The sequence below is a fragment of the Paenibacillus methanolicus genome, assembly GCF_008124765.1.
Lineage (GTDB): Bacteria > Bacillota > Bacilli > Paenibacillales > Paenibacillaceae > Paenibacillus_Z > Paenibacillus_Z methanolicus.
This window is the reverse complement of the sequence record NZ_VNHS01000022.1, coordinates 1-23,185: the sequence shown is the minus strand read 5'-3', so window position 1 is coordinate 23,185 and position 23,185 is coordinate 1. Positions and strand designations below refer to the sequence as shown.

Sequence of the window (23,185 nt, the reverse complement as noted above, 5' to 3'; positions counted from 1 at the left end):
GTTATGCCGCAGCAATGTCGCTTTGGCATTGCGTTTGTTTCTTAAGCTTCTTTTTGTTCTGCGACAGCTTTAACCGCAAGGGCGAAGTTGCGCATTGGAGCTTGGAGTACGCTGAGGAGCATGGAGAGCAAGCCTTCGCGGGAAGGAAGTTCTGCCAGTGCTTTGATTTGGTCTGCGTTGTAGATTGCTCCTTCTACTACGCCACCTTTCAGTTTCAGCGCGTCATTCTTTTTCGCGAAGTCGTTCAAGATTTTTGCCGGTGCTACGGCATCGTCTTTACTAAACGCGACAGCTGTTGGACCCGTCAGAACTTCATCCAGTTGCGATAGCTCTGCGCTTGCAGTCGCGCGGCGAACAAGCGAGTTTTTCAATACTTGAAACTCAACGCCTGCTTCGCGCAGCTGTTTACGGAGCTCGGTTACTTGCGCAACGTTCAGACCGCGGTAGTCTGCTACTACAGTAGCAGCGCTCTCGCGCAGTTTCGACGTAATCTCATCAACGGCTTGTTGTTTGCCTTGGATGATCTTTGCGTTTGCCAAACTGTACACCTCCTGTAAGATTGTGAGGCATCCCGTGTAGCGACAAATTCCTTCTTCCTCGATGCATGAGAAAGGCCTTCGCTTCTAGCAAGTAGCGAAGGCCATGACGGTCTGTTCACTGCATTCGAACCTTGCGATTCAAATCCAGTACAAACACTTTATCATAACACCTCGGTAGGAAATTAAGCCTGTAAGAGGCACCTACTGTCTACGGTATGCATATTCGAATGTCGAGTAGCGGTATCTCTTAACGGAATGCAGCCGCGTTCACGCGAGCGCTTGGTCCCATTGTCGAGGATACTGCAATGTTTTTCAGGTAGATCCCTTTAGCCGCAGCCGGTTTAGCACGGTTCAGAGCGTCGATAAGCGCTTTGAGGTTATCGCCAAGCTTCTCTGCGTCGAACGATACTTTGCCGATTGGAGCGTGAATTTGACCCGCGCGGTCGAGACGGTACTCGATTTTACCGGCTTTGATCTCTTGAACAGCCTTCGTAACGTCAAACGTTACAGTACCCGCTTTAGGGTTCGGCATGAGACCTTTACCACCGAGAATACGTCCGAGCTTACCAACTTCAGCCATCATGTCCGGAGTTGCGACGCAAACGTCGAATTCGAACCAGCCTTGTTGGATTTTGTTGATTACGTCAGCATCGCCAACATAATCCGCGCCTGCCGCTTCCGCTTCCTTGGCTTTTTCGCCTTTCGCGAAAACGAGAACGCGTTTTGTTTTGCCAGTACCGTGTGGAAGTACGACGACGCCACGAACGGCTTGGTCTTGTTTCTTCGGATCAACGCCCAGACGAACAGCAACTTCGACCGTTTCGTCGAACTTTGCAGTCGCGGCTTTCTTCACGAGTTCAATTGCTTCTGCTGCTTCGTAAGTCGCTTCGCCGTTGATCAGCTTAGCAGCTTCGTTGTATTTCTTGCCGTGTTTAGCCATTTGAAGTTCTCCTCCTTATGTGGTTTTAACGGAAAAGCTCCCATGTTGCGGAGATCCTCCCACTTGCCGCAAATGCGGCAGGCAACGCACTCTGGCGTGCCTTGTGCATGCCCATGAACCGCCCTCGAAGAACTAGTCCTCGATAACAACGCCCATGCTGCGCGCAGTGCCCTCGATCATACGCATTGCCGATTCTACGGAAGCTGCGTTAAGGTCAGGCATTTTTTGCTCCGCGATTTCGCGAACTTGCGCACGCTTAACGGTAGCAACTTTCTTCTTGTTCGGTTCGCCGGAACCTTTCTCGATTTTCGCGACAACGCGAAGGAGAACGGCAGCCGGAGGCGTTTTCGTTTCGAACGTAAAGGAACGATCCTCGAATACAGTGATAACGACCGGAATGATCAGGCCAGCTTGATCAGCTGTACGCGCGTTGAATTCTTTACAGAACGCCATGATGTTAACGCCTGCTTGACCAAGCGCAGGACCGATCGGCGGTGCCGGATTCGCTTTACCTGCTGGTACTTGCAGTTTGACCAACTTGATGACTTTCTTTGCCATGTTGTACACCTCCTCCAACAAATAATCAACCGCAGCAAGAACGGTAAATCCTCAAACGCAAGACGCCTATGTAGACGACCTACAAACTCGAACTATACCTTCTCCACTTGAGTGTAGTCTAGCTCAAGCGGCGTTTCCCTGCCGAACATGTTGACATGAACCTTGAGTTTGCTCTTGTCGATCAAAATCTCTTCCACCGTGCCAACGAAGTTGGCAAATGGACCTACCATAACGCGAACCGTTTCTTTCAGCTCGAACTCGATCTTCGGCTTCGGCTCTTCCATGCCCATATGCTTGAGGATTTGATCCACTTCATCTGGCAGCAATGGGGTCGGCTTGGAGCCCGAACCAGTCGAACCAACGAATCCGGTCACGCCCGGCGTATTCCGAACAACATACCACGAATCATCCGTCTGAATCATTTCGACAAGGACGTAGCCGGGGTAAACTTTACGCATGACGGTCTTCTTCTTCCCGTCTTTGTTCACCACTTCTTCTTCCATCGGCACAAGCACGCGGAAAATCTTGTCCTCCATGCCCATCGATTCGACACGACGTTCCAAATTCGCTTTAACCTTGTTCTCATAGCCGGAGTAAGTATGAACTACATACCATCTCTTTTCCATAACAAGCCACCTTCTGACTCTTCTTACACAATCAGTTCGACCAATTCGGAGATCCCGATGTCAAGAACCCAGAAGTAAACTGTTATTGCCACGATCGTGAAAAGCACGACGAGCGTATAGCTTGTCAACTCTTTACGGCTGGGCCAGCGAACTTTCTTAAGTTCTGCGTAGCTGTCGGAGAAGAAGGAGAACGTCGACCCGAAGCTTTGCTTCATCTTAGCCAGAAATGCCATGTCAACACCTCCAGATCCTATCTCGTTTCGCGATGAGGAGTATGCTCGTTACAAAACTTGCAAAACTTCTTCATCTCGATGCGGTCCGGATGATTGCGTTTGTTTTTGGAGCTTGCATAGTTTCTTTGTTTGCAGCTTGTGCAAGCCAACGTAATAATAACCCGCATTCTGGTACACCTCCTGAGCTAGCAATTCACATAAACCCCATATCGTGACCATTGCGATCGCGACGACAAGGTAGGTTTATCATCGGGAAAGAAAGCCGTTACGCGAACCTAAATTCGATGCTTTCTTTATGCGATAAAGCAAGAATCATACCGATTCGACAAGGTGATTCAAAGCCCACCATAAATAAACGCCTATTTAGGGCTACTCAAAACACTTTATCACAAGCGATATGGCAGTGTCAACGATAAACTCCTGTCGAAGCCGCGCGCATAAAGGTCTCCGAGGCGTGCCCGCAATCATCCTTAAAGCCTTTATTCCTCTGCATTTTCTAACGATTTCCCACTCGACCGATTGGCACTCTCCATTATCGTCCAAATTAAGGAATCTCAAACCTGCATGTAGACTGAAATTAAAAGGAGCGCCGATTGGCGCTCCATGGATAATGGCGGTTAGCCTCCGATATTCCGAACTTCCAAATAACGTTCCAACTTGCGCTTTACGCGCTGCAAAGCATTGTCGATCGATTTCACATGGCGATCCAAGTCGACCGCGATTTCCTGATAGGAGCGTCCGTCCAAGTAAAGCATGAGCACTTTGCGTTCGAGGTCGCTTAGGATTTCGGACATTTTGTCCTCCAACCCGACGAACTCTTCCTGGTTGATGATAAGTTCTTCGGGATCGGAAACTCTTGTTCCGCAAATGACGTCAAGCAGTGTCCGGTCAGAGTCCTCGTCATAGATCGGCTTGTCCAGCGAAACGTAAGAATTAAGCGGGATATGCTTCTGCCTTGTCGCCGTCTTGATTGCCGTAATGATCTGTCTGGTGATGCACAGCTCGGCAAAAGCCTTGAACGACGCCAGCTTGTCTCCTTTGAAGTCCCTTATCGCCTTATATAGGCCGATCATGCCTTCCTGCACGATATCTTCGCGGTCGGCCCCGATGAGGAAATAGGAGCGTGCTTTAGCCCGGACGAAATTCTTATATTTGTTGATCAAATATTCGAGCGCTTCGCCATCACCTTCACGAACCGCCTCTACCACGTCCTCGTCCGTTCTGCAGTCATAGTCCAGCGTTTTCCACTCTTTGAGGTCGATGCTCACGAACAATCCCTCCGGTTCGAAAGGCGTGCATTAGTAAAGTAATGAGGATGACGGGATCGGCCATTCAACCCGTAACAGAGCGGCTTGGCAAGACCAATCAATAAATGGCGATTACACACGTACCTGTCTAAAGACATAGTTCCAGTATACATGATGCAATCTCAGAGCGTCAACGAATTTGAGAGGCGATAGAGTATATTTATATAGAAAAAATGGCATTTTCCGCCTGCTAATGTCAACAAAATTAACACTCGCGGCTCGATTTGACTCGATTAAGCAACATTCGCGCTATGGCTCGCCCCTGCGCATTCGCTCCAGCTTCATCCTCACATCTAAACTCAAAGCATTGTCCAATTCGTTCCGGTGGTTGGACAGCGGCCGTTCCAATGCCTTCTCGATCGACTTGCGGTTCTGCTGCACATCCGTCAACAGCTCCCTTGCCGAAATGCGAAGCGCTCCCTTGCCGAATGCCACGTGCTGCTCTACCAAATCCGATGTCGCGACGAACAAATTGCGGCTGCGCTTCGCCTTCTCGACCGCGAGCCGCTCAATGCAAGCATCCGCGGTTTCTTTCTCCTTCGTATAGACGACCGTGACGCGATGCTGCTTGAACATGGCCCCCGATCCGGGTACTTGATGGGCGTCGAACACGACGACGATCTCCATGCCGGTATACCCTTGATAATCGGCGAGCATGTCAAGCAGCTTGTCCCGAGCATCCTCCAGATTCTCGTCTTTCAACCTGGCCAGCATCGGCCACGCGCCGATCATGTTGTAGCCGTCCACAAGCAGGACGTCGTCGCGCCGTTTCATTAGCCCTTCCGCCGCTGCCGCACCACTTCGTACATCAGAACGCCGGCCGCGACCGACGCGTTCAGCGAATTAAGCTGGCCGTGCATCGGCAGCTTCACGAGGAAATCGCATTTCTCCCGGATGAGGCGCCCGATTCCCTTCGCTTCGTTCCCGATTACGATGCCGAGCGGCAAATCGAAATTGGAGCGGTACACGTCCTGCTCGGCTTGCAAGTCCGTCCCCGCGATCCAGATGCCCTCTTCCTTTAACCGGTCGATCGTCTGCGCCAAGTTGGTCACGCGCGCTACCGGCACGTATTCGACCGCGCCTGCCGAGGTTTTGGCAACCGTCGCGGTTAAAGACGCCGAGCGGCGCTTCGGTATGATAACGCCATGCGCGCCCGTGCATTCCGCCGTTCTTAAGATAGAGCCTAGATTGTGCGGATCCTCGATCTCGTCGAGCAGCAAGAAAAACGGGGTTTCGCCGCTATCTTTCGCCCGTGCAATCAGCTCGTCCAGTTCAAAGTACCGGTAAGCCGCCGCCTGCGCGACGATTCCCTGATGCGGCACGCCTTCGACCATTTGGTCGAGCTTGCGCTTATCGACCATCTGCACGATGATTCCCGCTTTTTTCGCTTCCGCGATAATCGCGCCGGCGCCTTTTTGCGCTTGTTCCGCGATCCAAATCTTGTTAATCTCGCGCCCTGAACGCAGCGCCTCCATAACCGGGTGCTTCCCCGCGATCCATTCTTGCTGCGCGTCGTCCCGTTCTGTCATTGATGTTTTCCTCCTAATGCGAAGCCCTAACCTTCGTTCGTCTCGAACGCGACGGTCATTAATTCCCGCAAGCGTTCCACTTGTTTACCGTAATACAAATACCCGACCAAACATTCGAGCGCCGTCGCCTGCCGGTAATCGGCCGGATCGGCGTTCTTGGGCGGCGTGCCGGACTTGGTGTTGCGTCCCCTTCGCACGATATCCGCCTCTTCCTCCGTTAATAGCGGCGACCATCGTTCCAATAGCAGTCGCTGGGCTTTCGCCGATACATACCGGGTCGCCTGCTTGTGTAGATGGTGCGGCTTATGATTGACTTGCGCGATCAAGAATTGCCTCACCATCATCTCAAAGACCGCATCGCCCATGTAAGCCAAAACGACCGGATTCAGGAGTTGGGGCGTCTTGGACGGCTCGTGCATCCACAATCCTTCTTCCGCCCGTACCGGATCGGCAACCATGGACTCTTCATTCAATTTGTTCATTTGCGCTTCCACCGTATGCCTTGCGGCGTATCTTCCAGCACGATGCCTTGCTCGGCCAACACATCGCGGATTTCATCCGCGCGCGCCCAGTTCTTAGACTTGCGCGCTTCCGTCCGCTCGACGATCAAAGCGTCGATCTCTTCGTCCAGCAATCCGTCTTCCGTTTCGCCCGGCAACAGCCCGAGCACATCGTCGATAACCTCGAAAGCCGCCAAGAAAATATTCAGCGCTTGCGCGGTCACGACCGGACGTTGCAAATATTGATTCGCCTCGCTGACCAGCTCGAACAGGGCCGTGATCGCGTCCGGCGTATTGAAATCGTCGTCCATCTTGGCGCGGAACTGCGCCACGATCGTCTCGACCCGCTCCTCGACAGCGTCTAAATCCTCGTCCGCCACATCGCCGGCCACTTGAAGACGGTGCTTCAAATTGCCATAGCCGTTGGCAAATCGCTCTACGCTGTTCTCCGCTTGCGCGATCGTCTCGTCGTTGAAGTTAAGCGGATTTCGGTAATGAGACGACAGCATAAAGTAGCGGATGGCCGCGGGTTTGACCCGCTTCAGCAGTTCGTTGACGGTAATTCCGTTGCCAAGCGACTTCGACATCTTCTCGTTATTGATGTTGATGTAGCCGTTATGCATCCAATAGCGGGCGAACGGCTGTCCGGTCAACGCCTCCGACTGGGCAACTTCGCATTCGTGATGCGGGAATTGCAAATCTTGCCCTCCGCCGTGAATGTCGAGCGTGTCGCCAACATACTTGCGAGCCATGGCGGAGCATTCGATATGCCAGCCCGGACGCCCAGATCCCCATGGACTATCCCAAGCGATCTCGCCCGGCTTCGCCGCTTTCCACAGCACGAAATCTTGCCCGTTCTCTTTGCGCTCATCCACTTCGATCCGAATGCCGAGCTGCAGCTCATCGATATTCTGATGCGACAGCTTGCCGTAATCGGCGAATTTGTTCGTCCGAAAATAAACGTCGCCGCCGTTTTCGTACGCATAGCCTTTGCGCTCCAGCTCCTCGATAAACGAGAGAATTTCCGGGATATGCTCCGTCACGCGCGGATTGCGCGATGCTTCGTGCACGCCCAGGCCGGCGATGTTTTCTTTGAATGCGGCAATGAATCGCTCCGCTACGTCTTGAACCGTCGTTCCCAGCTGCTCGGCCTTGCGAATCAGTTTATCGTCCACGTCCGTGAAATTGACGAGGAAGTTCACTTCGTAGCCGGAAGACTCCAAATACCGGCGGACGACATCAAAGAAAATAGCTGGTCGCGCGTTGCCGATATGGATGTAATCGTATACGGTCGGACCGCAGACGTACATGTTCACCTTGCCGGGTACGAGCGGCTCGAATTCTTCCTTCTCGCGCGTCATCGTATTGTAAATATGCAAGCTCATAGCGTAGGTTCTCCTTCGGGTATTAATTCTGAATTGCCGGCACTTCGTCTTAACGCCCGTTCGGCGCGAAGCTCGGATTTCAAATCGTCGATCTGACGCTGCATATCGCGCAGCATCTCGATGACCGGATCGGGCAGCTGCGTGTGGTCCAAGCGATCGCCGACACGCTCGCCGTTGCGTTTGACGACCCGCCCCGGATTGCCCACGACGGTACTATTGGAGGGCACCGGGCGAAGCACGACCGCATTCGACCCAATATTTACATTATCGCCAACCGTGAACGATCCAAGAACCTTCGATCCCGAACCGATGACGACATTATTGCCGATCGTCGGATGCCGCTTGCCGCGTTCCTTGCCCGTTCCGCCCAGCGTGACGCCTTGATAAATGACGACGTTGTCGCCGATCTCACAAGTCTCTCCGATGACGACCCCCATGCCATGGTCGATAAACAACCGACTGCCGATGCGCGCGCCGGGGTGGATTTCGATTCCCGTAAAAAAACGGCTCACCTGCGATACGATTCTGGACAGCGTATACCATTTGCGCTTATACAGCTTATGCGCGACGCGATGCGCCCAGATCGCATGCAGGCCCGAATAGGTAAAGATCACTTCAAACTTGCTTCGGGCTGCGGGATCGTTATCCAGCACCGTCTCAATATCGATTCTCATCTGGCGAAACATGGCGGTTAGCTCCTCTCCAACGTGACCGCTTGAAGCAGGACGATTCCTTGGTCCAACATCCCTCGGCATGAGCATGATGCGCGCGAGGCTGTTATCCGGGAAATACGTCTCTTACGATGCAAAAAAGCCCCCGCAGCCCGATAAGGGGCTGCAGAGGCGTAGCACGCGGTTCCACTCTGCTTGGATCGCCGCGCTCGAGGGCGCAGGTCTCCTTCTCCATGTCCTTAACGCGGACGGACGGCGCTTCCTACCCCTGCCGTCACCTGGACGGACCCGGATCGGAACGCGCGGCTCCCAGGCGCAACGTTCATTTCTAGATTCCCGGCCGACTCCCAGCCATTCGGACGGACCGCCAAATAAGCAGGCAGCGGCTCCATGCGAAAGGTCGCCCTCTCTGTGCGAAATCTTGCTTTCACGAAATGAACTTCCTGTTCAATGCCATTAACCGATAAGAAATAAGTATCTCAAGTATAGCGGAGGTCCTTCCGCCTGACAAGTGGGTAAGCTTGACCGGCGAGCGATCCATGAATAGATTCTTAGATCGCGTGCAACAAAGATAAAGGGAGCGACCCGCCTATACAAGGATCAGCGCTCCCCTTCATGCTTACAGTCTTGCTTGAAGACGAGCCTGCACCTTCGCTTGGCCAAGCAGCGAGATCGTCTCGTTGAGGTCCGGCCCGTGCGTCTGTCCGGTCAGCGCGGCGCGGATCGGCATGAACAGCTGCTTGCCTTTAAACCCGGTTGACTGCTGTACCGCTTTGATCGCCGCCTTGATGGATTCCGCGTTAAACGTCTCGATGGCCGCGACCTGCTCCGCGAATGCGCGCAACACCGCCGGCACTTGCTCTTCCGCCAAAACCGTCTTCGCTTCTTCCTCGTCGACCGCCTCCGTCTGGAAGAAAAGTTCCGTGAGCGATATGATGTCGGAGCCCGAACGCAGCTTGTCTTGGTACAGCGCGATCAGCGCGTTAGCCCAGTCGCGTTGCTCCTGATCGAGCGCCTCCGGCAATCGGCCGGCCTTCTGCAGATGCGGCAGGCAAAGATCGACTACCCGCGGCAGTTCGAGTTTCTTGATATATTCGTTGTTCATCCAGCTAAGCTTGTTCGTATCGAACACGGCCGGGCTCTTCGACAGTCGGGACGGATCGAACGCTTGAATGAGCTCTTCGCGAGTGAAGATCTCCTGTTCGCCCTCCGGCGACCAGCCTAGCAGCGTAATGAAGTTGAACATCGCTTCCGGCAGATAGCCAAGCGAATCGTACTGCTCGATGAATTGGATAATCGACTCGTCGCGCTTGCTGAGCTTCTTGCGGTTCTCGTTGACGATGAGCGTCATGTGGCCGAATTGCGGCGGCTCCCAGCCGAGCGCTTCGTAGATCATGAGCTGACGCGGCGTATTGGAGATATGGTCCTCTCCGCGGAGCACGTGGCTGATCGCCATCAGATGATCGTCCACCGCCACGGCGAAGTTATACGTCGGGATGCCGTCGCGCTTCACGATGACGAAGTCGTTCGTCCCTTCGGCTTCGATGCTGATCGTCCCTTTGACCATGTCGTCCCAAGTGTATGTACGGCCCGTCGGGATGCGGAACCGGATCGTCGGCACACGGCCTTCGGCTTCGAACGCCTGACGCTGTTCGTCCGTCAGATTCCGATGCGCGCCGGAATAACCCGGCATTTCACCGCGCGCTTTCTGTTCTTCGAACTCCCGCTCCAGCTCTTCCTCTGTCATGTAGCACTTGTAGGCTAAGCCGCGATCAAGCAGGTCCTGCCAATATTCTTTGTAAATATCCAGACGCTCGGTCTGACGGTACGGTCCATAGCCGCCGCCGATGTCGATGCTCTCGTCCCAATCGATGCCAAGCCACTTCAGGTAGGTTAGCTGGCTCTCTTCGCCGCCTTCGATGTTCCGCTTCAGGTCGGTATCTTCAATCCGTATGATGAACTTGCCCCCGCGGCTGCGGGCGAACAAATAGTTGAATAAGGCCGTTCTTGCGTTGCCGATATGCAAATGCCCCGTCGGCGATGGCGCGTAACGCACCCGAATTTGATCAGACATCGCGCTCAAGCTCCTTTTCGTTTCTACCTCATGTTATCCCACGATCATAGCACACTCTTCACGAGGCAGACAACCGACTGCGCGGCGATCCCTTCGCCCCGTCCGGTGAAACCGAGCTGCTCGGTCGTCGTCGCTTTGACGTTCACTTGGGAGAGGTCTTCGGCTTCGAGCGCATCCGCGATCACCTGTGCCATTTGCGGAATATACGGCGCCATCTTCGGACGCTGCGCGATGATCGTCGAATCGACGTTCCCAAGCTTATAGCCCCGCTCCTTCGCCAAGCCCCACACATGTTGGAGCAGCTTCAAGCTGTCCGCGTCCTTGAACGCTTCGTCCGTATCCGGAAAATGCTTGCCGATATCGCCCAACCCCAGGGCGCCAAGCACCGCATCGCTGATCGCATGCAGCAGCACGTCCGCGTCGGAGTGGCCCAGCAGCCCTTTCTCATATGGAATCGTGACGCCGCCGATAATGCACGGCCGTCCCTCCACCAATTGATGCACGTCAAACCCTTGTCCCACTCGTATCATGTTCGTCCTCTCCTTATTCCCGTTATGGTTGGCATGGCTACTCCCGCTTCTTATCCTTCTGCTTGGCTCCGCTGGGCAAGCAGGAACGTCGCATACGGCAAATCCTCCGGCGTCGTAATCTTAATGTTCGTGTACTCGCCTTCCGCCACCGTGACCGCTATGCCCCCGTATCGCTCCACCACGACCGCGTCGTCCGTGCCAATGAAGCCGTCCGCTTGCGCGCGCTCATGCGCCTCCACCAGCCGTACATGCCGAAAAGCTTGCGGCGTTTGAATCGCCCACAAGCTTCTCCGGTCCGGCGTCGCCGTGATCACGCCGGCTTCATTGACTTGTTTGATCGTATCTTTAACGGGAACGGCCAGCACGCAAGCCTCGGAGCGCTCCGCTTCGCGCATGCACCGGCGGACCGCTTCGGCGGTGACGAGCGGCCTTACGCCGTCATGCACCATGACCCATTCCGTCCCGGTAGCGCGCAAACCGCGCAGCACCGAGTGCTGACGTTCGCTTCCGCCGTGCACGACCGCCTTTACCTTCGATAGGCCGTACTCGCTCGCGAACGTCTCGCAGCGGGATACGTCATCGCCGCCGACGACAAGCACAATTTCCGCGATGTCGTCCATGCCTTGGAACAGCTCCATCGTATGCACAAGCACCGGCTTGTCCTGCAGCAGCAAATATTGCTTGCTCTCTTTGGTCCCCATCCGCGTGCCGCGTCCCGCAGCCACGATGACGACGCCCCATTGCGCCTTCGTTACCGGCATTCCCTTCAACCGCCTCGCTGTGAACTTACCATGCCTCAGAGGAAGCATCGCACGAGTACTATCATACCGTGTTACAGCGCTTTTTCCAACAATTTCGGCTTCGCGAAAATCATTCGTCCCGCCGACGTCTGCAGCACGCTCGTCACCAGCACTTCCATCGTCGTGCCGATGAAGTCCCGTCCGCCTTCGACGACGATCATCGTGCCGTCATCCAAATACGCGACGCCTTGGCCGTGCTCTTTGCCGTCTTTGATGACTTGCACCACGATCTCTTCGCCAGGCAGCACGACCGGCTTGACCGCATTCGCCAAATCATTGATGTTTAGCACCGAGACGCCCTGCAGCTCGCACACTTTGTTCAGGTTGAAGTCATTGGTCACCACTTTGCCATGGAGCGCCTTCGCCAACTTCACGAGCTTGCTGTCGACTTCTCCGTCTTCCATATCGCCCTCGTAAATAAGCACTTTGACGTCGAGTTCCTTCTGGATTTTGTTCAAAATATCCAGACCGCGCCGTCCCCGGTTACGCTTGAGCAAATCCGACGAGTCCGCGATATGCTGCAGCTCTTCCAAGACGAACTCTGGAATAACGAGCGTTCCTTCGATGAATCCGGTTTTGCAAATATCGGCGATCCGTCCGTCTATAATGACGCTCGTATCCAAAATTTTATGTTCCTCATAGGTGCTGTCCTCGCTGGGGTCCGCCGCCTTTGCGCGCTGCGCAAGCAAGGCTCCCACGCCCGCTTCCAGCTCCGCTTGTTTGCTCAGTCCAATCCGCAAGCCGAAGTAACCGAAGAATAACGTCATGCTTACCGGTATGAATAGCCCGATGCCGGACAAGCCCGATACGGCCGGATAAATCAGCGCCGACAACGCAAGCCCTCCGGCAAGTCCCGCCCCACCAGATAAAAGCTGTCCCATTGGCAGCGAAGACGTCCGTTCCGCTCCCCGTTCCACCAATCGAATAATCGTGCCCGAAAGCATGGTTGCCAAGACAAGACCGCATAACGCGCCGATGCCGGCGTTCAAATAATAACTTCCGGACCGTTGGAGCATGCCGTAAGATTGGGAAGCCCACACCGCGCCCGCATTCATCCACCCATACGTTTGCGCTCCGGCCATCGCGCCGAATGCCAAGCCAAGGGTTTGAATAATTCGTTTCATCACATGAATCCACCTCCATTAACAATTATGCGCCAATATTTCTCAGGTTAACCGTGGGCGGCTTACACTTTTTGGAGGAAAATCAAGATGCTAAAAGTCTTTTGAAATGACCGCTCGCGGGCCTTATAATAGAGGGGAGCACTGCCAATCCCGAAATGAGGTGGAATCGATGAGCACCCCGACGCTGGAGCAATTTCAGCAGCAAGTATCCGAACTTCTGCTGCGGCACCGGAGCTTGCTGGATGTGTTATCGAAGTACGGCCAATCCGGCGCGGCCGTCAACCGTGCCGTTGCGAAATCCGTAACCGAATGTGGATGTATCGAGTTGAACGCGCGCAAACAGGAATACCCCGACGACGTCAATTTGGAACAGGCAAAGACGAAGCTGCATCACCATATTTCCGGCGAACTGTGCGAGCATTGCAAAGACGCCATCAAGAACGAGCTTGGCCGCAATATGTTCTACATGTCCGCCATGTGCAATCTGCTGGACATCAAGCTCGACGAAGTCGTGTCGCACGAATCGAACAAATGCGCCACGCTCGGTTTATTTAATTTAACGTAACCCTCACCGATCAGGAGCACACCTCAGCACTCATCATATGAAAACGCAAAGAACCGCCTTGTTTCATCCTTCGGATGAGCAGGGCGGTTCGATTATGTCCGGGTTGTGGCGCGTTGATCCGAGTTCGCTTAAGCGCTGTGCTCCGACTGGACGTCGTCCTGCGCTTCTTTGCGTTGTTTGCGACTCCGCCAAGGGAGACGTCGATCAACGTTTTTTTTTAGGCCGTACAGCGCGTAGAGCACGAGCGGCACGAAAATGATTTTGGATAAATGCTGCGGCAGCCAGAGCGCAAGTCCTACCGAAACGAGAACGACGATCGGCACGACCCAAATCGCGTTGCGCGGTATGCCCACCTTCTTGAAATTCGGGTACTTCACCGTACTGACCATCAGGAACGACAACACGAGGGTACTGCCCATGAGCACGACGACCGGGATCTCTTTGTGAAAGAGCGCAAGCGTCGCGAGCACGCCGCCCGCCGCGGGAATCGGAAGACCGATGAAGTAACCCGCGTGACTTGTGATGACGTTAAAGCGAGCCAGCCGGAGCGCGCCGCAGATCGGGAACAACGCGGTGATAATCCAAGCCGGTGCCGCGCTTAATTCCTGAAAGGCCACGCTGTACATAATGAAAGCCGGCGCTACGCCGAATGATATGACATCCGATAAGGAATCGAGTTCTTTGCCGAATTCGCTCTGCGCGTTCAACGCGCGGGCGACCCGTCCGTCTACCCCGTCCATGAGCATGGCGATGATAACCATCATCGCAGCCAAATCGTACCGCGCATTCTCCGGGAAGATGAGGATAATCGCGACGATGCCTAGAAACAAATTCGCCACGGTGAAAAGACTCGGTATCGATTTCGTAAACATTAAGCTCCACCTCATCTTTACTATGCCCCAAAAGTGAATAAACGCTTGCGTCCATTCACCTGTAAAATCCAACCATTATGGCGCATCTTCACATTGTATGGGATTTAAATTTGCCTGTCAATGAACATCTGCTCTTGGATCCGCTTCAGTCCTTCTTTGATTGCGCGCGCACGAACCTCGCCTATTCCGTCTACCGCATCCAGCTCCTCGATGGTCGCCATCAGGACGTGAGGAAGATGATCAAAGTGTTCCACCAGGTTGTTCATAATAACCGACGGCAGTCGCGGAATTTTGCTCAGCAGCCGGTAACCGCGCGGGGCCACCATGTCTTCCGCTCCGGTCCCCGCATAACCGAGCAACTTGATGATCGGCGGCACATCCAGCAAATCCTCGCTCGTCAGCTTGCGGATGCTGTTGCGGATATCCCGGATTCGATCCTCGCTGTCTTCTTTGGCATAGTCCTTGAGCAAAAACCACAGTTCTTCCTCGACGCCTCCGACAAGTTCCTCCATCTGCATGGAGATCAGTCTGCCTTCCGTCCCCAGCTCATTCACATAACGTTTGATTTCCATCTTGACCCGGATAACCATTTCTACCCGTTTAATGACATGGGCAACCTCCTGCAGCGTAACGAGCTCTTCGAACTCGGAGGCTGACAAGTTCGTGAACGATTGACTCAGCACGACCTTATACTTCTCCAGCGTCTGGATCGCCTGATTCGCTTTGGTCAGGATAACGCCCATTTCCTTCAGCGAATAGCGCAATTGTCCTTGATAGAGCGTAATGACGTTGCGCCGCTGGGAGATCGACACGACAAGCTTCCCCGTCTGCTTGGCCACCCGCTCCGCCGTCCGATGCCGGATGCCCGTCTCGCTCGAGGATATCGAGCTATCCGGTATTAGCTGCGTGTTCGCGTATAGAATCCGCTTGCGATCCTCGCTGAGGATGATCGCGCCGTCCATCTTCGCCAGTTCGTACAAATAGTTCGGGGAGAAATCGCAATTGATCGAAAAGCCGCCATCGACGACTTCCATCACCTCCGGACTGTAACCGACTACGATCAGCGCGCCCGTCTTTGCCCGAAGCACATTCTCCAACCCATCCCGAAATGCCGTGCCGGGTGCAACCATCTGCAGCAGCTGGTTCATTATTTCCTGTTGACTCGGCTCCTTCATTATTTGCCCCCTCTACCCAAGCGCTGCCTTCAGCGCGTCCGAAACCGTCTCGACGCCGATAATTTCAATGCCGGACGGCGGACTCCAGCCTTTCAGGCTTTTTTCCGGCATGATCACGCGTTTGAATCCTAACTTATACGCTTCCTTCACCCTTTGCTCGGCTCGAGCTACCGCCCGAACTTCGCCCGTTAATCCAATCTCGCCGAAAATAACGTCGAACGGCCTTGTCGGCGCATCGCGGAAACTCGAGGCGATGCTGACGGCCGCGGCCAAATCCACCGCCGGTTCATCGAGCTTCACCCCGCCGGCCACGTTCAGGTAAGCGTCCTGCGTCTGCAAAAACATACCCATCCGCTTCTCTAACACCGCGATAATGAGCGCCATCCGGTTATGGTCAATGCCCGTGGACATCCGGCGCGGCGACGGAAAATTCGTAGTCGCGACCAACGCCTGCAGTTCAACCAACACGGGCCTGGTGCCTTCCATGCTCGCCACGACCGTCGAACCGGATACGCCAAGCGGGCGCTCCGACAAGAATAATTCCGACGGATTGCTTACTTCGCGCAGACCGGATTCGCCCATTTCGAAAATGCCGATTTCGTTCGTGGAGCCGAAACGGTTCTTCACCGCGCGCAGCAAGCGATAACTGTGATGGCGCTCGCCCTCGAAATATAGCACGCAGTCCACCATATGCTCGAGCAGCCGCGGACCGGCGATGGCTCCTTCTTTGGTGACATGCCCGACCAACACCGTTGCAATGCCTTTGATCTTCGCGACCCGCATGAAATGCGCCGTGCACTCCCGCACCTGCGACACGCTTCCCGGCGCGGACTGCACGGATGGATCGTAAACCGTCTGAATCGAGTCTATGACGAGAAAATCCGGCGCCACCGCCTCGATCGCTTCGTTCACCTGATCCATGTTCGTTTCGCACAGCACGTACAGCTTATCGGTAAGCGCGCCGAGACGATCCGCGCGCAGTCTCGTTTGGCGAACGGATTCCTCGCCCGAAATGTAAAGCACTTTCAATCCTTTAGAGGCTAATGCATGGGAAGTCTGAAGCAGCAGCGTCGATTTGCCGATGCCCGGATCCCCGCCGACCAGAATGAGCGATCCCGGCACGACCCCGCCGCCCAGCACGCGGTTCAGCTCCTGCAGTCGGGTTTCGATGCGAGGCTCTTGCCCGCTTTCTATGTGTATGATGGGACGCGGCTTTTCTTTCGTCTGAATGATCGAAGAGCCCATGCCCTGCGTCTTGACGACCGTTTCTTTCTCTTCCACCATCGTGTTCCAGGCACCGCAGCCCGGGCATTTGCCCAGCCACTTCGGCGACTCCGTCCCACAGTCGGTACAAGCGAATTTCACTTTCAGTTTTGCCATGTGCGGCTCCTTCTCATGTGCAAGGGTTCATCTCAAAGTTTACCATTGGATGCATCCATGGTGCTACTTTTTATTACGTCTCGCACGGAACTTGGATTCAACAAAAGCGGGAGCGATCATACGTTCCCCTCCCGTAACAGTTTATCAGTTGAAATGATTTAACGCAAAAAAGGACGTCCCCGCGTGGAGCGGGAGGCGTCCTTTTCGTAGATGCTTATTTGGTTGCCGGCTCTTCTTGGGCAGGAGCCGTATGCGTGACGGTCAACTGGCCGTCCTTCTCGTCGATAACGAGCGCGTCGCCCTTGCTGATTTTGCCGAGCAGCAGATCTTCGGACAGACGGTCCTCGATATGCTTCTGAATCGCGCGGCGCAGCGGACGCGCGCCGTACGCCGGATCGAAGCCTTCCTTCGCCAGGAATGCTTTCGCCTCATCCGTAAGCGTAAAGTCCACTTCCTGCTCGCGTAGACGCTTGCGAAGCTCCTCGGACATGAGCGTGACGATCTGGGCGATATGCTCCTGCTCCAGCGAGTGGAACACGATCGTTTCGTCGATCCGGTTCAGGAACTCCGGACGGAAGCTCTTCTTCAGCTCGCCCATGACTTTCTCCCGCATCTGGGAGAATTCGCGACCCGCATCATGAACGGCCGTGAAGCCAAGCGACGAATTACGTTTGATTTGATCCGCGCCAACGTTGGACGTCATAATGATGAGCGTGTTGCGGAAATCGACGACGCGGCCTTTGGAGTCGGTCAGGCGGCCGTCTTCGAGCACTTGAAGCAGGATGTTGAATACTTCCGGATGCGCCTTCTCGATCTCGTCGAGAAGGACGACCGAGTACGGTTTGCGGCGCACTTTCTCGGTCAGCTGCCCGCCCTCTTCGTAGCCGACATACCCCGGAGGCGCGCCGACCAGACGAGATGTGGAATGTTTCTCCATGTACTCCGACATATCAATGCGGATGACCGCATTCTCGTCGCCGAACATCGCTTCCGCGAGCGCACGGGCCAGCTCGGTTTTACCGACGCCTGTAGGTCCGAGGAAGATGAACGAGCCAATCGGGCGTTTCGGATCCTTCAGACCTGCGCGGGCGCGGCGGATAGCTCTGGAAACGGCTTTGACGGCATCTTTCTGACCGATAACGCGGTCGTGGAGAATATCCTCCATTTTGAGCAGACGCTCGGTTTCTTCTTCCGCCAGCTTGCTAACCGGTACACCCGTCCAGCTCGCCACTACCTGCGCGATATCCTCTGGCGTTACCTCCGAATCCGTGCGTCCTTGCTTTTCTTTCCACTGATTGCGCGTCACGTCGAGCTCCTCGCGAAGCTTCTGTTCCGTATCGCGCAGCGCCGCCGCTTTCTCGAACTCCTGACTTTGTACCGCGGAATCTTTCTCCTTGCGGATATCCTCCAGTCGGTTCTCCAGCTGTTTGAGGTTAGGCGGAACGGTGTACGTTTTCAGCCTTACTTTGGAGGACGCCTCGTCGATCAGGTCGATCGCTTTGTCCGGCAAGAACCGATCCGTGATGTAACGATCGGACAATTTGACCGCCGCCTCAATGGCGTCATCCGTGATTTTCACGCGGTGATGCGCTTCGTAACGGTCGCGCAGTCCAGTCAGGATTTGAATGGCTTCTTCCGGTGATGGCTGGTCGACCGTTATCGGTTGGAACCGGCGCTCCAGCGCGGCGTCCTTCTCGATATATTTGCGATACTCATCCAGCGTCGTCGCCCCGATGCACTGCAGCTCGCCGCGAGCCAAGGACGGCTTCAGGATGTTAGAGGCATCGATTGCGCCTTCCGCGCCGCCCGCGCCGATGAGCGTATGCAGCTCGTCGATGAACAGGATGATGTTACCCGCTTGGCGGATTTCATCCATGATTTTCTTCAGGCGATCCTCGAATTCGCCGCGATATTTCGTACCCGCCACGACCGAGCCCATATCGAGCGTCATAACGCGTTTGTCGCGCAACGTCTCCGGGATTTCTCCGGCAATGATCTTCTGCGCCAAACCTTCTGCGATCGCCGTCTTGCCGACGCCCGGTTCGCCGATCAGCACCGGATTGTTCTTCGTCCGGCGGCTAAGCACCTGAATGACGCGTTCGATCTCCTTGCTACGACCGATAACCGGATCAAGATTACCTTCCTTCGCGTAGGCCGTCAAGTCGCGAGCCAGGCCATCGAGCGTCGGCGTGCTGACGTTCGCCGGCGCGCCGTGGCTGCTCGAGACCGCTTCGCTGCTGCCGAGCAGCTGCAGCACTTGCTGGCGTGCTTTATTCAAGCTGATACCCAGGTTGTTGAGCACCCGTGCCGCTACCCCTTCGCCTTCGCGAATCAGACCAAGCAGGATATGCTCCGTGCCGACGTAAGTATGGCCGAGCTTGCGCGCCTCGTCCATCGACAGTTCGATGACTTTCTTCGCGCGCGGCGTATAGGCAATGTTCGTCGGCTGTTCCTGACCACGGCCGATGAGCGTCTCCACTTCGTCTTGAATTTTCTCCAAGCTAAGGCCAAGGCCGATCAGCGCTTTCGCCGCGATGCCTTCCCCTTCCCGGTTCAGGCCGAGCAAAATATGCTCCGTGCCGATATTGTTATGACCAAGCCGCACTGCCTCTTCTTGCGCAAGCGCGAGCACCTTCTGCGCACGTTCCGTGAATCTTCCGAACATCATGTTCATACACCCCCATGATTGGATTCGCTTTGCAAATGCTGACGTATTAGTTCAGCGCGCCGGATGTCCCGCTGTTCGGCGGTCAATTTCTCTCCCGAATTCTGCTGGAGAAAACCGGGCTGCGTTAATACCATTAATTCATTCATTGCCTTCGGCGTCACATGTTGAATCAAACCGAGATCGATCCCGAGCCTGACGTCGGATAGCCGCTGCGCGGATTCCTTCGACTCCATGATGGACGCATGCGACAAAATGCCATAGGAACGGAATACCCGATCCTCGAGCCGAATTCTCGACTCCTGCAGCATACGCGAACGCGCAGCCCTTTCGTGATCGATGATTTGTTTGGCGACGCCGTGCAGGTTATCGATGATCTCGTGCTCGGATTGTCCCAACGTAATCTGATTCGAAATTTGAAACAGATTGCCAAGCGCTTCGCTGCCTTCGCCATAGATCCCCCGAACCGCCAGTCCTACTTGCGTAATCGCCGATAAAATCCGGTTAATCTGCTGGGTAAGCACCAAGCCAGGCAGATGCATCATGACCGAAGCCCGAATGCCGGTCCCGACATTGGTCGGACAGCTCGTAAGGTAGCCGCGGCGCTCATCGAATGCGTAATCCGCCACTTCCTCGAATATATCGTCAATGCGGCTCGCAAGCTCCCATGCCTCCGTAATTTGAAAGCCTGGGGACAACACTTGGATCCGCAAATGATCCTCTTCGTTCACCATAATGCTAATGGATTCGTTGCGGCTGAGAATGACTGCGCCGCTGCGCGATTCGTTCGCTAGATTCGGACTAATCAGATGCTTCTCGACGAGCACTCTTCGTTCCAGCTCGCTCAGCTCCGACAATCGAATAGTCTCGAATTCGCCGATTCCGTTCAACCTTCCGCCCTCCGGAACGGTCAATAGCCGCTCCATCACCTCGCTGGATTGCTCCGAAGTCGCCAGCATCGGGAAAGGATGGCCCCTCAGATTGCGCGCAATCCGAGTCCGGCTGCTAATGACGATGTCGGCTTCAGGGCCAGTGCCCTGCATCCAGTCGCTTAACGCATGTTGAGCAAATGATCGATTCGACAAGGCTATTCCTCCCTTCTGCGGCTTCTACCCCTCGGCAACATTGCGTTCCAGCTCTCGAATCCGATCGCGCAATTGCGCGGCATTCTCGAATTCTTCGCGCTCGATGCGATCCTGAAGCTCGCGCCGCAGCGTCTCGATTTCGCGTTTCAGCTGGATCGTGGTGCCCGCCCGTTTCGGTATTTTCCCGACATGGGTCGTCGAGCCGTGAACGCGCTTCAGAATAGGGTCGACTTTATCACTGAACTGGGAATAGCACTTGCTGCAACCGAAACGTCCCATTTTGCTAAACTGGGCATGGGTCAGTCCGCATTTATCGCAGCGAGCCGGTTGTTTCACCGCGAATCCGCCATTCGCACCGCCTCCGCTCGGTTCGAAATCGAGCAAGCCGGAGAGCAAGCTGTGAATCGAGAATCCGTTGGCCGTCCCGGGTATTCCCTCGCCCTTCTCGCGCGCGCAAGATTCGCAAATATGAAATTCGTTCTTCTCGCCGCCGACGATCTTCGTAAAATGGAGAGTGGCCGGCCTCTTGCCGCATTCCTGACAAAGCATGGTTGCGTATCCCTCCTAAACGTTCTGCAGCACGCAAAACTCGCTTCGAAAGCATGCGCCTAAAGCTTCGCATCCATACATGTCCTTTACACGGAACCGGATGGGCTTATGAGGCTTCGTCTGTGGGATGAGTTCTCATTTCACAAGAAGCGTAATAAGCATGGCTTTGAGCAATCTTGCCCGGACTTCGTCGCGCATCGGAAGCTTAAGCGCGATAACGTCGCGCGCCACTGCCGCCCGAATCAGATTGGCTTCGCGCTTCGAGATCATCTCCGCCTCTTCCAGCTGATAAATCAGTCCTTCAGCGGCCGCTTGGTCGACCTCGTTGCCAATCGTCTGCGCGATATGACCTTGAATCGCCTTAAGCGTCGGAAGTTCAACGCGTTGTATGCGTATGTATCCGCCGCCGCCTCGCTTGCTCTCCACCAGGTATCCTTTCTCCAATGTAAAGCGGGTACTAATGACGTAATTGATTTGCGAAGGCACGCATGAGAATCGGTCCGCCAGCTCGTTACGCTGAATTTCAACCGCCCCTTCCGTGCTTTCTTGGAGCATGCCCTTTAAATACTGCTCGATTAAATCGGAAATGTTGCGCACGTCGCCAACCTCCCTACAGCTGACAAACAACGATTCCGCCGGCCGATGCCGGAAAAGTCAAACAAATCAGTTTAGTTGACTTTGACTTTCTTTGACTTTAACTACATTATACGCGATTTTATCCAAAGGTCAAGAGCTGACATCGATGATTCTGTACACGGATTAGGTTGAGCCGCCTGCTCGCATTTATGCGTCAGGAATGGCTGAACACCAAAGGGAGTTGAATGCTTCGTATGCGTGCAAAGCGCTTAAGGTCGCTGTCGCACCGCATGGTTGGACAAACATTGGGCACGACTTAACGAACAGCCGCTCATTATTACCCGATAAGCGTGCATAGTCAAACAATGCAAGACTCCACCCTTTTGCATGGACCAAGCCTCATGCTTTACGCCAGATTCTATCTAGTATCATGCACTCTAGTATTATGACTATTTTGCCCAGTTATCAACAAGTTAATAACTCGCGAGATCGGAAAGTAAAATCACTTGTCCGTGTGTGAAAGGTGGATAACTGTGTGAATATGTGAAAAAGCGCGACAGTTCCAACGATTACGTGAATACAAATGCGCTTTCATTACCTTCAGATGCTGATGTTGAAACAGCGACTATGACAAAGCAAGCTGCTGGTGAGAAAATGAACCTCTTCACCTAGCAGCTTTGGTCGTTTTTAGTGCTATCGGTTAGACTGGCGTTGAAACCTATCGTAAAGCCCCACAGTCCTCCAATATTTGCGCAACTCGTTCTGCATCTTCATCATCCACAATAACGGTCAGCAAAACATCTCTGCCCGTTACCCGATTCTCCGGTCCTCCTGAGCTCATACCGCTTGCGCTAACGCTAGCAGCTGCCAATACGCCGGCATCCGGATTATCGAAATCTCCACTCAAGGTCAGACTGCCAAGACCTTGAAAGTCGCCCGCATACGGATTAAAGGTGTTATTACCACCACCGCCTGCATATCCATCAATTCGGTCTATTGCCGATGCAATCACGGCGATGTCTTTCATATTCGTCAACGCAGCTTCCGCTTGATCCGGACGTTTGAAGTAAGCCAAAAACGCCTTTTCTGCCACTGGGAATCACCTCATGCAACAAGTGATCTATAAGAACCTCGTTAGTGTCTCTTCAAACCGTTCTCGTTATCCACATGAGGATAACAAACGGAAACGACAAAAAACCGACCACATCACTGTGGTCGGTCATTCGTGCTTGGCGACGTCCTACTCTCCCAGGACCCTGCGGTCCAAGTACCATCGGCGCTGGAAGGCTTAACGGTCGTGTTCGGGATGGGTACGCGTGGTTCCCTTCCGCCATCGCCACCAAACATTCAAGGCAGTACACCCTGAAAACTGGATACGAAACTTACATCTTCTTCAGCTGGTTTAATCTTTTAGGATAAGCCCTCGACCGATTAGTATTCGTCAGCTGCACGCATTGCTGCGCTTCCACCTCGAACCTATCAACCTGGTCGTCTTCCAGGGG

At 54.5% G+C, this 23,185-nt stretch carries 26 protein-coding genes, 2 rRNA genes and 1 other annotated feature; of the genes, 1 reads left to right on the top strand and 27 read right to left on the bottom strand.

What is annotated here, in order from left to right; genetic code table 11:
- Positions 1 to 41: 41 nt before the first annotated feature.
- The 17 genes from rplJ to BCM02_RS34170 all read right to left on the bottom strand — a co-directional run bounded on the left by rplJ (position 42) and on the right by BCM02_RS34170 (position 12,816).
- Positions 42 to 539: a 50S ribosomal protein L10 gene (gene rplJ / locus BCM02_RS34250; RefSeq protein WP_148933614.1), complete on the bottom strand. Its 498-nt coding sequence runs from the start codon at positions 537 to 539 to the stop codon at positions 42 to 44.
- Positions 540 to 598: 59 nt separating this feature from the next.
- Positions 599 to 771, bottom strand: a sequence feature (ribosomal protein L10 leader region).
- Between the two features lie 15 nt (positions 772 to 786).
- The gene (rplA, locus tag BCM02_RS34245; protein ID WP_148933613.1) at positions 787 to 1,479 is read right to left on the bottom strand and encodes a 50S ribosomal protein L1; all 693 of its coding nucleotides are present in this window, start codon (positions 1,477 to 1,479) and stop codon (positions 787 to 789) included.
- Positions 1,480 to 1,611: 132 nt separating this feature from the next.
- On the bottom strand, positions 1,612 to 2,037 hold the full coding sequence (gene rplK, locus BCM02_RS34240) for a 50S ribosomal protein L11 (RefSeq protein ID WP_148933612.1): 426 nt from the start codon (positions 2,035 to 2,037) through the stop codon (positions 1,612 to 1,614).
- Between the two features lie 92 nt (positions 2,038 to 2,129).
- Positions 2,130 to 2,663 (bottom strand): transcription termination/antitermination protein NusG, encoded by a 534-nt coding sequence (gene nusG / locus BCM02_RS34235; RefSeq protein ID WP_148933611.1) that lies wholly within the window; start codon positions 2,661 to 2,663, stop codon positions 2,130 to 2,132.
- A 23-nt stretch (positions 2,664 to 2,686) separates the two neighbouring features.
- Positions 2,687 to 2,896, bottom strand: a complete 210-nt coding sequence (gene secE, locus BCM02_RS34230) for a preprotein translocase subunit SecE (RefSeq protein ID WP_148933610.1) — start codon at positions 2,894 to 2,896, stop codon at positions 2,687 to 2,689.
- A gap of 17 nt (positions 2,897 to 2,913) precedes the next feature.
- Complete coding sequence (gene rpmG / locus BCM02_RS34225) at positions 2,914 to 3,063, bottom strand: 50S ribosomal protein L33 (RefSeq protein WP_148933609.1); 150 nt, start codon at positions 3,061 to 3,063, stop codon at positions 2,914 to 2,916.
- Between the two features lie 450 nt (positions 3,064 to 3,513).
- Positions 3,514 to 4,164: an RNA polymerase sporulation sigma factor SigH gene (gene sigH / locus BCM02_RS34220; RefSeq protein WP_148933608.1), complete on the bottom strand. Its 651-nt coding sequence runs from the start codon at positions 4,162 to 4,164 to the stop codon at positions 3,514 to 3,516.
- 288 nt (positions 4,165 to 4,452) lie between these two features.
- Positions 4,453 to 4,977 carry an NYN domain-containing protein gene (locus tag BCM02_RS34215; RefSeq protein ID WP_148933607.1) on the bottom strand — a complete coding sequence of 175 codons (525 nt, stop codon included), beginning with the start codon at positions 4,975 to 4,977 and terminating at the stop codon, positions 4,453 to 4,455.
- Complete coding sequence (gene rlmB, locus BCM02_RS34210; RefSeq protein ID WP_148933606.1) at positions 4,977 to 5,732, bottom strand: 23S rRNA (guanosine(2251)-2'-O)-methyltransferase RlmB; 756 nt, start codon at positions 5,730 to 5,732, stop codon at positions 4,977 to 4,979. The genes BCM02_RS34215 and rlmB overlap by 1 nt, the downstream gene beginning before the upstream one ends.
- Positions 5,733 to 5,758: 26 nt before the next feature.
- Complete coding sequence (locus BCM02_RS34205) at positions 5,759 to 6,214, bottom strand: Mini-ribonuclease 3 (protein ID WP_425466219.1); 456 nt, start codon at positions 6,212 to 6,214, stop codon at positions 5,759 to 5,761.
- Positions 6,211 to 7,617: a cysteine--tRNA ligase gene (cysS, locus tag BCM02_RS34200; RefSeq protein WP_148933605.1), complete on the bottom strand. Its 1,407-nt coding sequence runs from the start codon at positions 7,615 to 7,617 to the stop codon at positions 6,211 to 6,213. The genes BCM02_RS34205 and cysS overlap by 4 nt, the downstream gene beginning before the upstream one ends.
- Positions 7,614 to 8,303 (bottom strand): serine O-acetyltransferase, encoded by a 690-nt coding sequence (cysE, locus tag BCM02_RS34195; RefSeq protein WP_148933604.1) that lies wholly within the window; start codon positions 8,301 to 8,303, stop codon positions 7,614 to 7,616. Before cysE ends, cysS begins: the two co-directional genes overlap by 4 nt.
- A gap of 224 nt (positions 8,304 to 8,527) precedes the next feature.
- Positions 8,528 to 8,719 (bottom strand): hypothetical protein, encoded by a 192-nt coding sequence (locus tag BCM02_RS34190; RefSeq protein ID WP_148933603.1) that lies wholly within the window; start codon positions 8,717 to 8,719, stop codon positions 8,528 to 8,530.
- Positions 8,720 to 8,907: 188 nt separating this feature from the next.
- On the bottom strand, positions 8,908 to 10,362 hold the full coding sequence (gene gltX / locus BCM02_RS34185; protein WP_148933602.1) for a glutamate--tRNA ligase: 1,455 nt from the start codon (positions 10,360 to 10,362) through the stop codon (positions 8,908 to 8,910).
- A gap of 44 nt (positions 10,363 to 10,406) precedes the next feature.
- A complete protein-coding gene (gene ispF / locus BCM02_RS34180; RefSeq protein WP_148933601.1) occupies positions 10,407 to 10,892 on the bottom strand; it encodes a 2-C-methyl-D-erythritol 2,4-cyclodiphosphate synthase in 486 nt (161 codons plus the stop codon).
- Between the two features lie 50 nt (positions 10,893 to 10,942).
- Positions 10,943 to 11,653: a 2-C-methyl-D-erythritol 4-phosphate cytidylyltransferase gene (ispD, locus tag BCM02_RS34175; protein WP_148933600.1), complete on the bottom strand. Its 711-nt coding sequence runs from the start codon at positions 11,651 to 11,653 to the stop codon at positions 10,943 to 10,945.
- A gap of 71 nt (positions 11,654 to 11,724) precedes the next feature.
- Positions 11,725 to 12,816 (bottom strand): PIN/TRAM domain-containing protein, encoded by a 1,092-nt coding sequence (locus tag BCM02_RS34170; RefSeq protein ID WP_187434562.1) that lies wholly within the window; start codon positions 12,814 to 12,816, stop codon positions 11,725 to 11,727.
- 169 nt (positions 12,817 to 12,985) lie between these two features.
- Here BCM02_RS34170 and BCM02_RS34165 point away from each other — a divergent pair, with 169 nt between their 5' ends.
- Positions 12,986 to 13,381, top strand: a complete 396-nt coding sequence (locus BCM02_RS34165) for a nucleoside triphosphate pyrophosphohydrolase family protein (RefSeq protein ID WP_148933599.1) — start codon at positions 12,986 to 12,988, stop codon at positions 13,379 to 13,381.
- Positions 13,382 to 13,509: 128 nt separating this feature from the next.
- On the opposite strand, the gene pssA is transcribed toward BCM02_RS34165, so the two are convergent.
- The 10 genes from pssA to BCM02_RS34115 all read right to left on the bottom strand — a co-directional run.
- Positions 13,510 to 14,253, bottom strand: coding sequence for a CDP-diacylglycerol--serine O-phosphatidyltransferase (pssA, locus tag BCM02_RS34160; RefSeq protein WP_148933598.1), 744 nt, complete (start codon positions 14,251 to 14,253; stop codon positions 13,510 to 13,512).
- A 104-nt stretch (positions 14,254 to 14,357) separates the two neighbouring features.
- Complete coding sequence (gene disA / locus BCM02_RS34155) at positions 14,358 to 15,428, bottom strand: DNA integrity scanning diadenylate cyclase DisA (RefSeq protein WP_148933597.1); 1,071 nt, start codon at positions 15,426 to 15,428, stop codon at positions 14,358 to 14,360.
- Between the two features lie 12 nt (positions 15,429 to 15,440).
- Entirely contained in the window at positions 15,441 to 16,808 is a 1,368-nt protein-coding gene (gene radA, locus BCM02_RS34150; RefSeq protein WP_148933596.1) for a DNA repair protein RadA, read from the bottom strand.
- Positions 16,809 to 17,022: 214 nt separating this feature from the next.
- Positions 17,023 to 19,476, bottom strand: coding sequence for an ATP-dependent protease ATP-binding subunit ClpC (clpC, locus tag BCM02_RS34145; RefSeq protein WP_148933595.1), 2,454 nt, complete (start codon positions 19,474 to 19,476; stop codon positions 17,023 to 17,025).
- 2 nt (positions 19,477 to 19,478) lie between these two features.
- Positions 19,479 to 20,558 carry a protein-arginine kinase McsB gene (mcsB, locus tag BCM02_RS34140; RefSeq protein WP_148933594.1) on the bottom strand — a complete coding sequence of 360 codons (1,080 nt, stop codon included), beginning with the start codon at positions 20,556 to 20,558 and terminating at the stop codon, positions 19,479 to 19,481.
- Positions 20,559 to 20,582: 24 nt separating this feature from the next.
- Positions 20,583 to 21,107 (bottom strand): protein-arginine kinase activator protein McsA, encoded by a 525-nt coding sequence (mcsA, locus tag BCM02_RS34135; protein WP_148933593.1) that lies wholly within the window; start codon positions 21,105 to 21,107, stop codon positions 20,583 to 20,585.
- A gap of 135 nt (positions 21,108 to 21,242) precedes the next feature.
- Positions 21,243 to 21,704, bottom strand: coding sequence for a CtsR family transcriptional regulator (locus BCM02_RS34130; protein WP_148933592.1), 462 nt, complete (start codon positions 21,702 to 21,704; stop codon positions 21,243 to 21,245).
- Positions 21,705 to 22,401: 697 nt separating this feature from the next.
- Positions 22,402 to 22,776: a hypothetical protein gene (locus tag BCM02_RS34125; protein WP_148933591.1), complete on the bottom strand. Its 375-nt coding sequence runs from the start codon at positions 22,774 to 22,776 to the stop codon at positions 22,402 to 22,404.
- Between the two features lie 134 nt (positions 22,777 to 22,910).
- A 5S ribosomal RNA gene (gene rrf / locus BCM02_RS34120) occupies positions 22,911 to 23,027 on the bottom strand.
- A 67-nt stretch (positions 23,028 to 23,094) separates the two neighbouring features.
- Positions 23,095 to 23,185, bottom strand: a 23S ribosomal RNA gene (locus tag BCM02_RS34115); the annotation flags it as partial.

Coding starts and splice junctions, on each gene's coding strand:
- ispD (WP_148933600.1), bottom strand. CDS start 11,653: ATGCCGGTAACGAAGGCGCAATGGGGCGTCGTCATCGTGGCTGCGGGA.
- gltX (WP_148933602.1), bottom strand. CDS start 10,362: ATGTCTGATCAAATTCGGGTGCGTTACGCGCCATCGCCGACGGGGCAT.
- rpmG (WP_148933609.1), bottom strand. CDS start 3,063: ATGCGGGTTATTATTACGTTGGCTTGCACAAGCTGCAAACAAAGAAAC.
- rplA (WP_148933613.1), bottom strand. CDS start 1,479: ATGGCTAAACACGGCAAGAAATACAACGAAGCTGCTAAGCTGATCAAC.
- clpC (WP_148933595.1), bottom strand. CDS start 19,476: ATGATGTTCGGAAGATTCACGGAACGTGCGCAGAAGGTGCTCGCGCTT.
- pssA (WP_148933598.1), bottom strand. CDS start 14,253: ATGTTTACGAAATCGATACCGAGTCTTTTCACCGTGGCGAATTTGTTT.
- BCM02_RS34215 (WP_148933607.1), bottom strand. CDS start 4,977: ATGAAACGGCGCGACGACGTCCTGCTTGTGGACGGCTACAACATGATC.
- BCM02_RS34165 (WP_148933599.1), top strand. CDS start 12,986: ATGAGCACCCCGACGCTGGAGCAATTTCAGCAGCAAGTATCCGAACTT.
- cysS (WP_148933605.1), bottom strand. CDS start 7,617: ATGAGCTTGCATATTTACAATACGATGACGCGCGAGAAGGAAGAATTC.
- BCM02_RS34170 (WP_187434562.1), bottom strand. CDS start 12,816: ATGAAACGAATTATTCAAACCCTTGGCTTGGCATTCGGCGCGATGGCC.
- secE (WP_148933610.1), bottom strand. CDS start 2,896: ATGGCATTTCTGGCTAAGATGAAGCAAAGCTTCGGGTCGACGTTCTCC.
- disA (WP_148933597.1), bottom strand. CDS start 15,428: ATGAAGGAGCCGAGTCAACAGGAAATAATGAACCAGCTGCTGCAGATG.
- radA (WP_148933596.1), bottom strand. CDS start 16,808: ATGGCAAAACTGAAAGTGAAATTCGCTTGTACCGACTGTGGGACGGAG.
- mcsA (WP_148933593.1), bottom strand. CDS start 21,107: ATGCTTTGTCAGGAATGCGGCAAGAGGCCGGCCACTCTCCATTTTACG.
- rplK (WP_148933612.1), bottom strand. CDS start 2,037: ATGGCAAAGAAAGTCATCAAGTTGGTCAAACTGCAAGTACCAGCAGGT.
- cysE (WP_148933604.1), bottom strand. CDS start 8,303: ATGTTTCGCCAGATGAGAATCGATATTGAGACGGTGCTGGATAACGAT.
- rlmB (WP_148933606.1), bottom strand. CDS start 5,732: ATGACAGAACGGGACGACGCGCAGCAAGAATGGATCGCGGGGAAGCAC.
- nusG (WP_148933611.1), bottom strand. CDS start 2,663: ATGGAAAAGAGATGGTATGTAGTTCATACTTACTCCGGCTATGAGAAC.
- BCM02_RS34205 (WP_425466219.1), bottom strand. CDS start 6,214: ATGAACAAATTGAATGAAGAGTCCATGGTTGCCGATCCGGTACGGGCG.
- ispF (WP_148933601.1), bottom strand. CDS start 10,892: ATGATACGAGTGGGACAAGGGTTTGACGTGCATCAATTGGTGGAGGGA.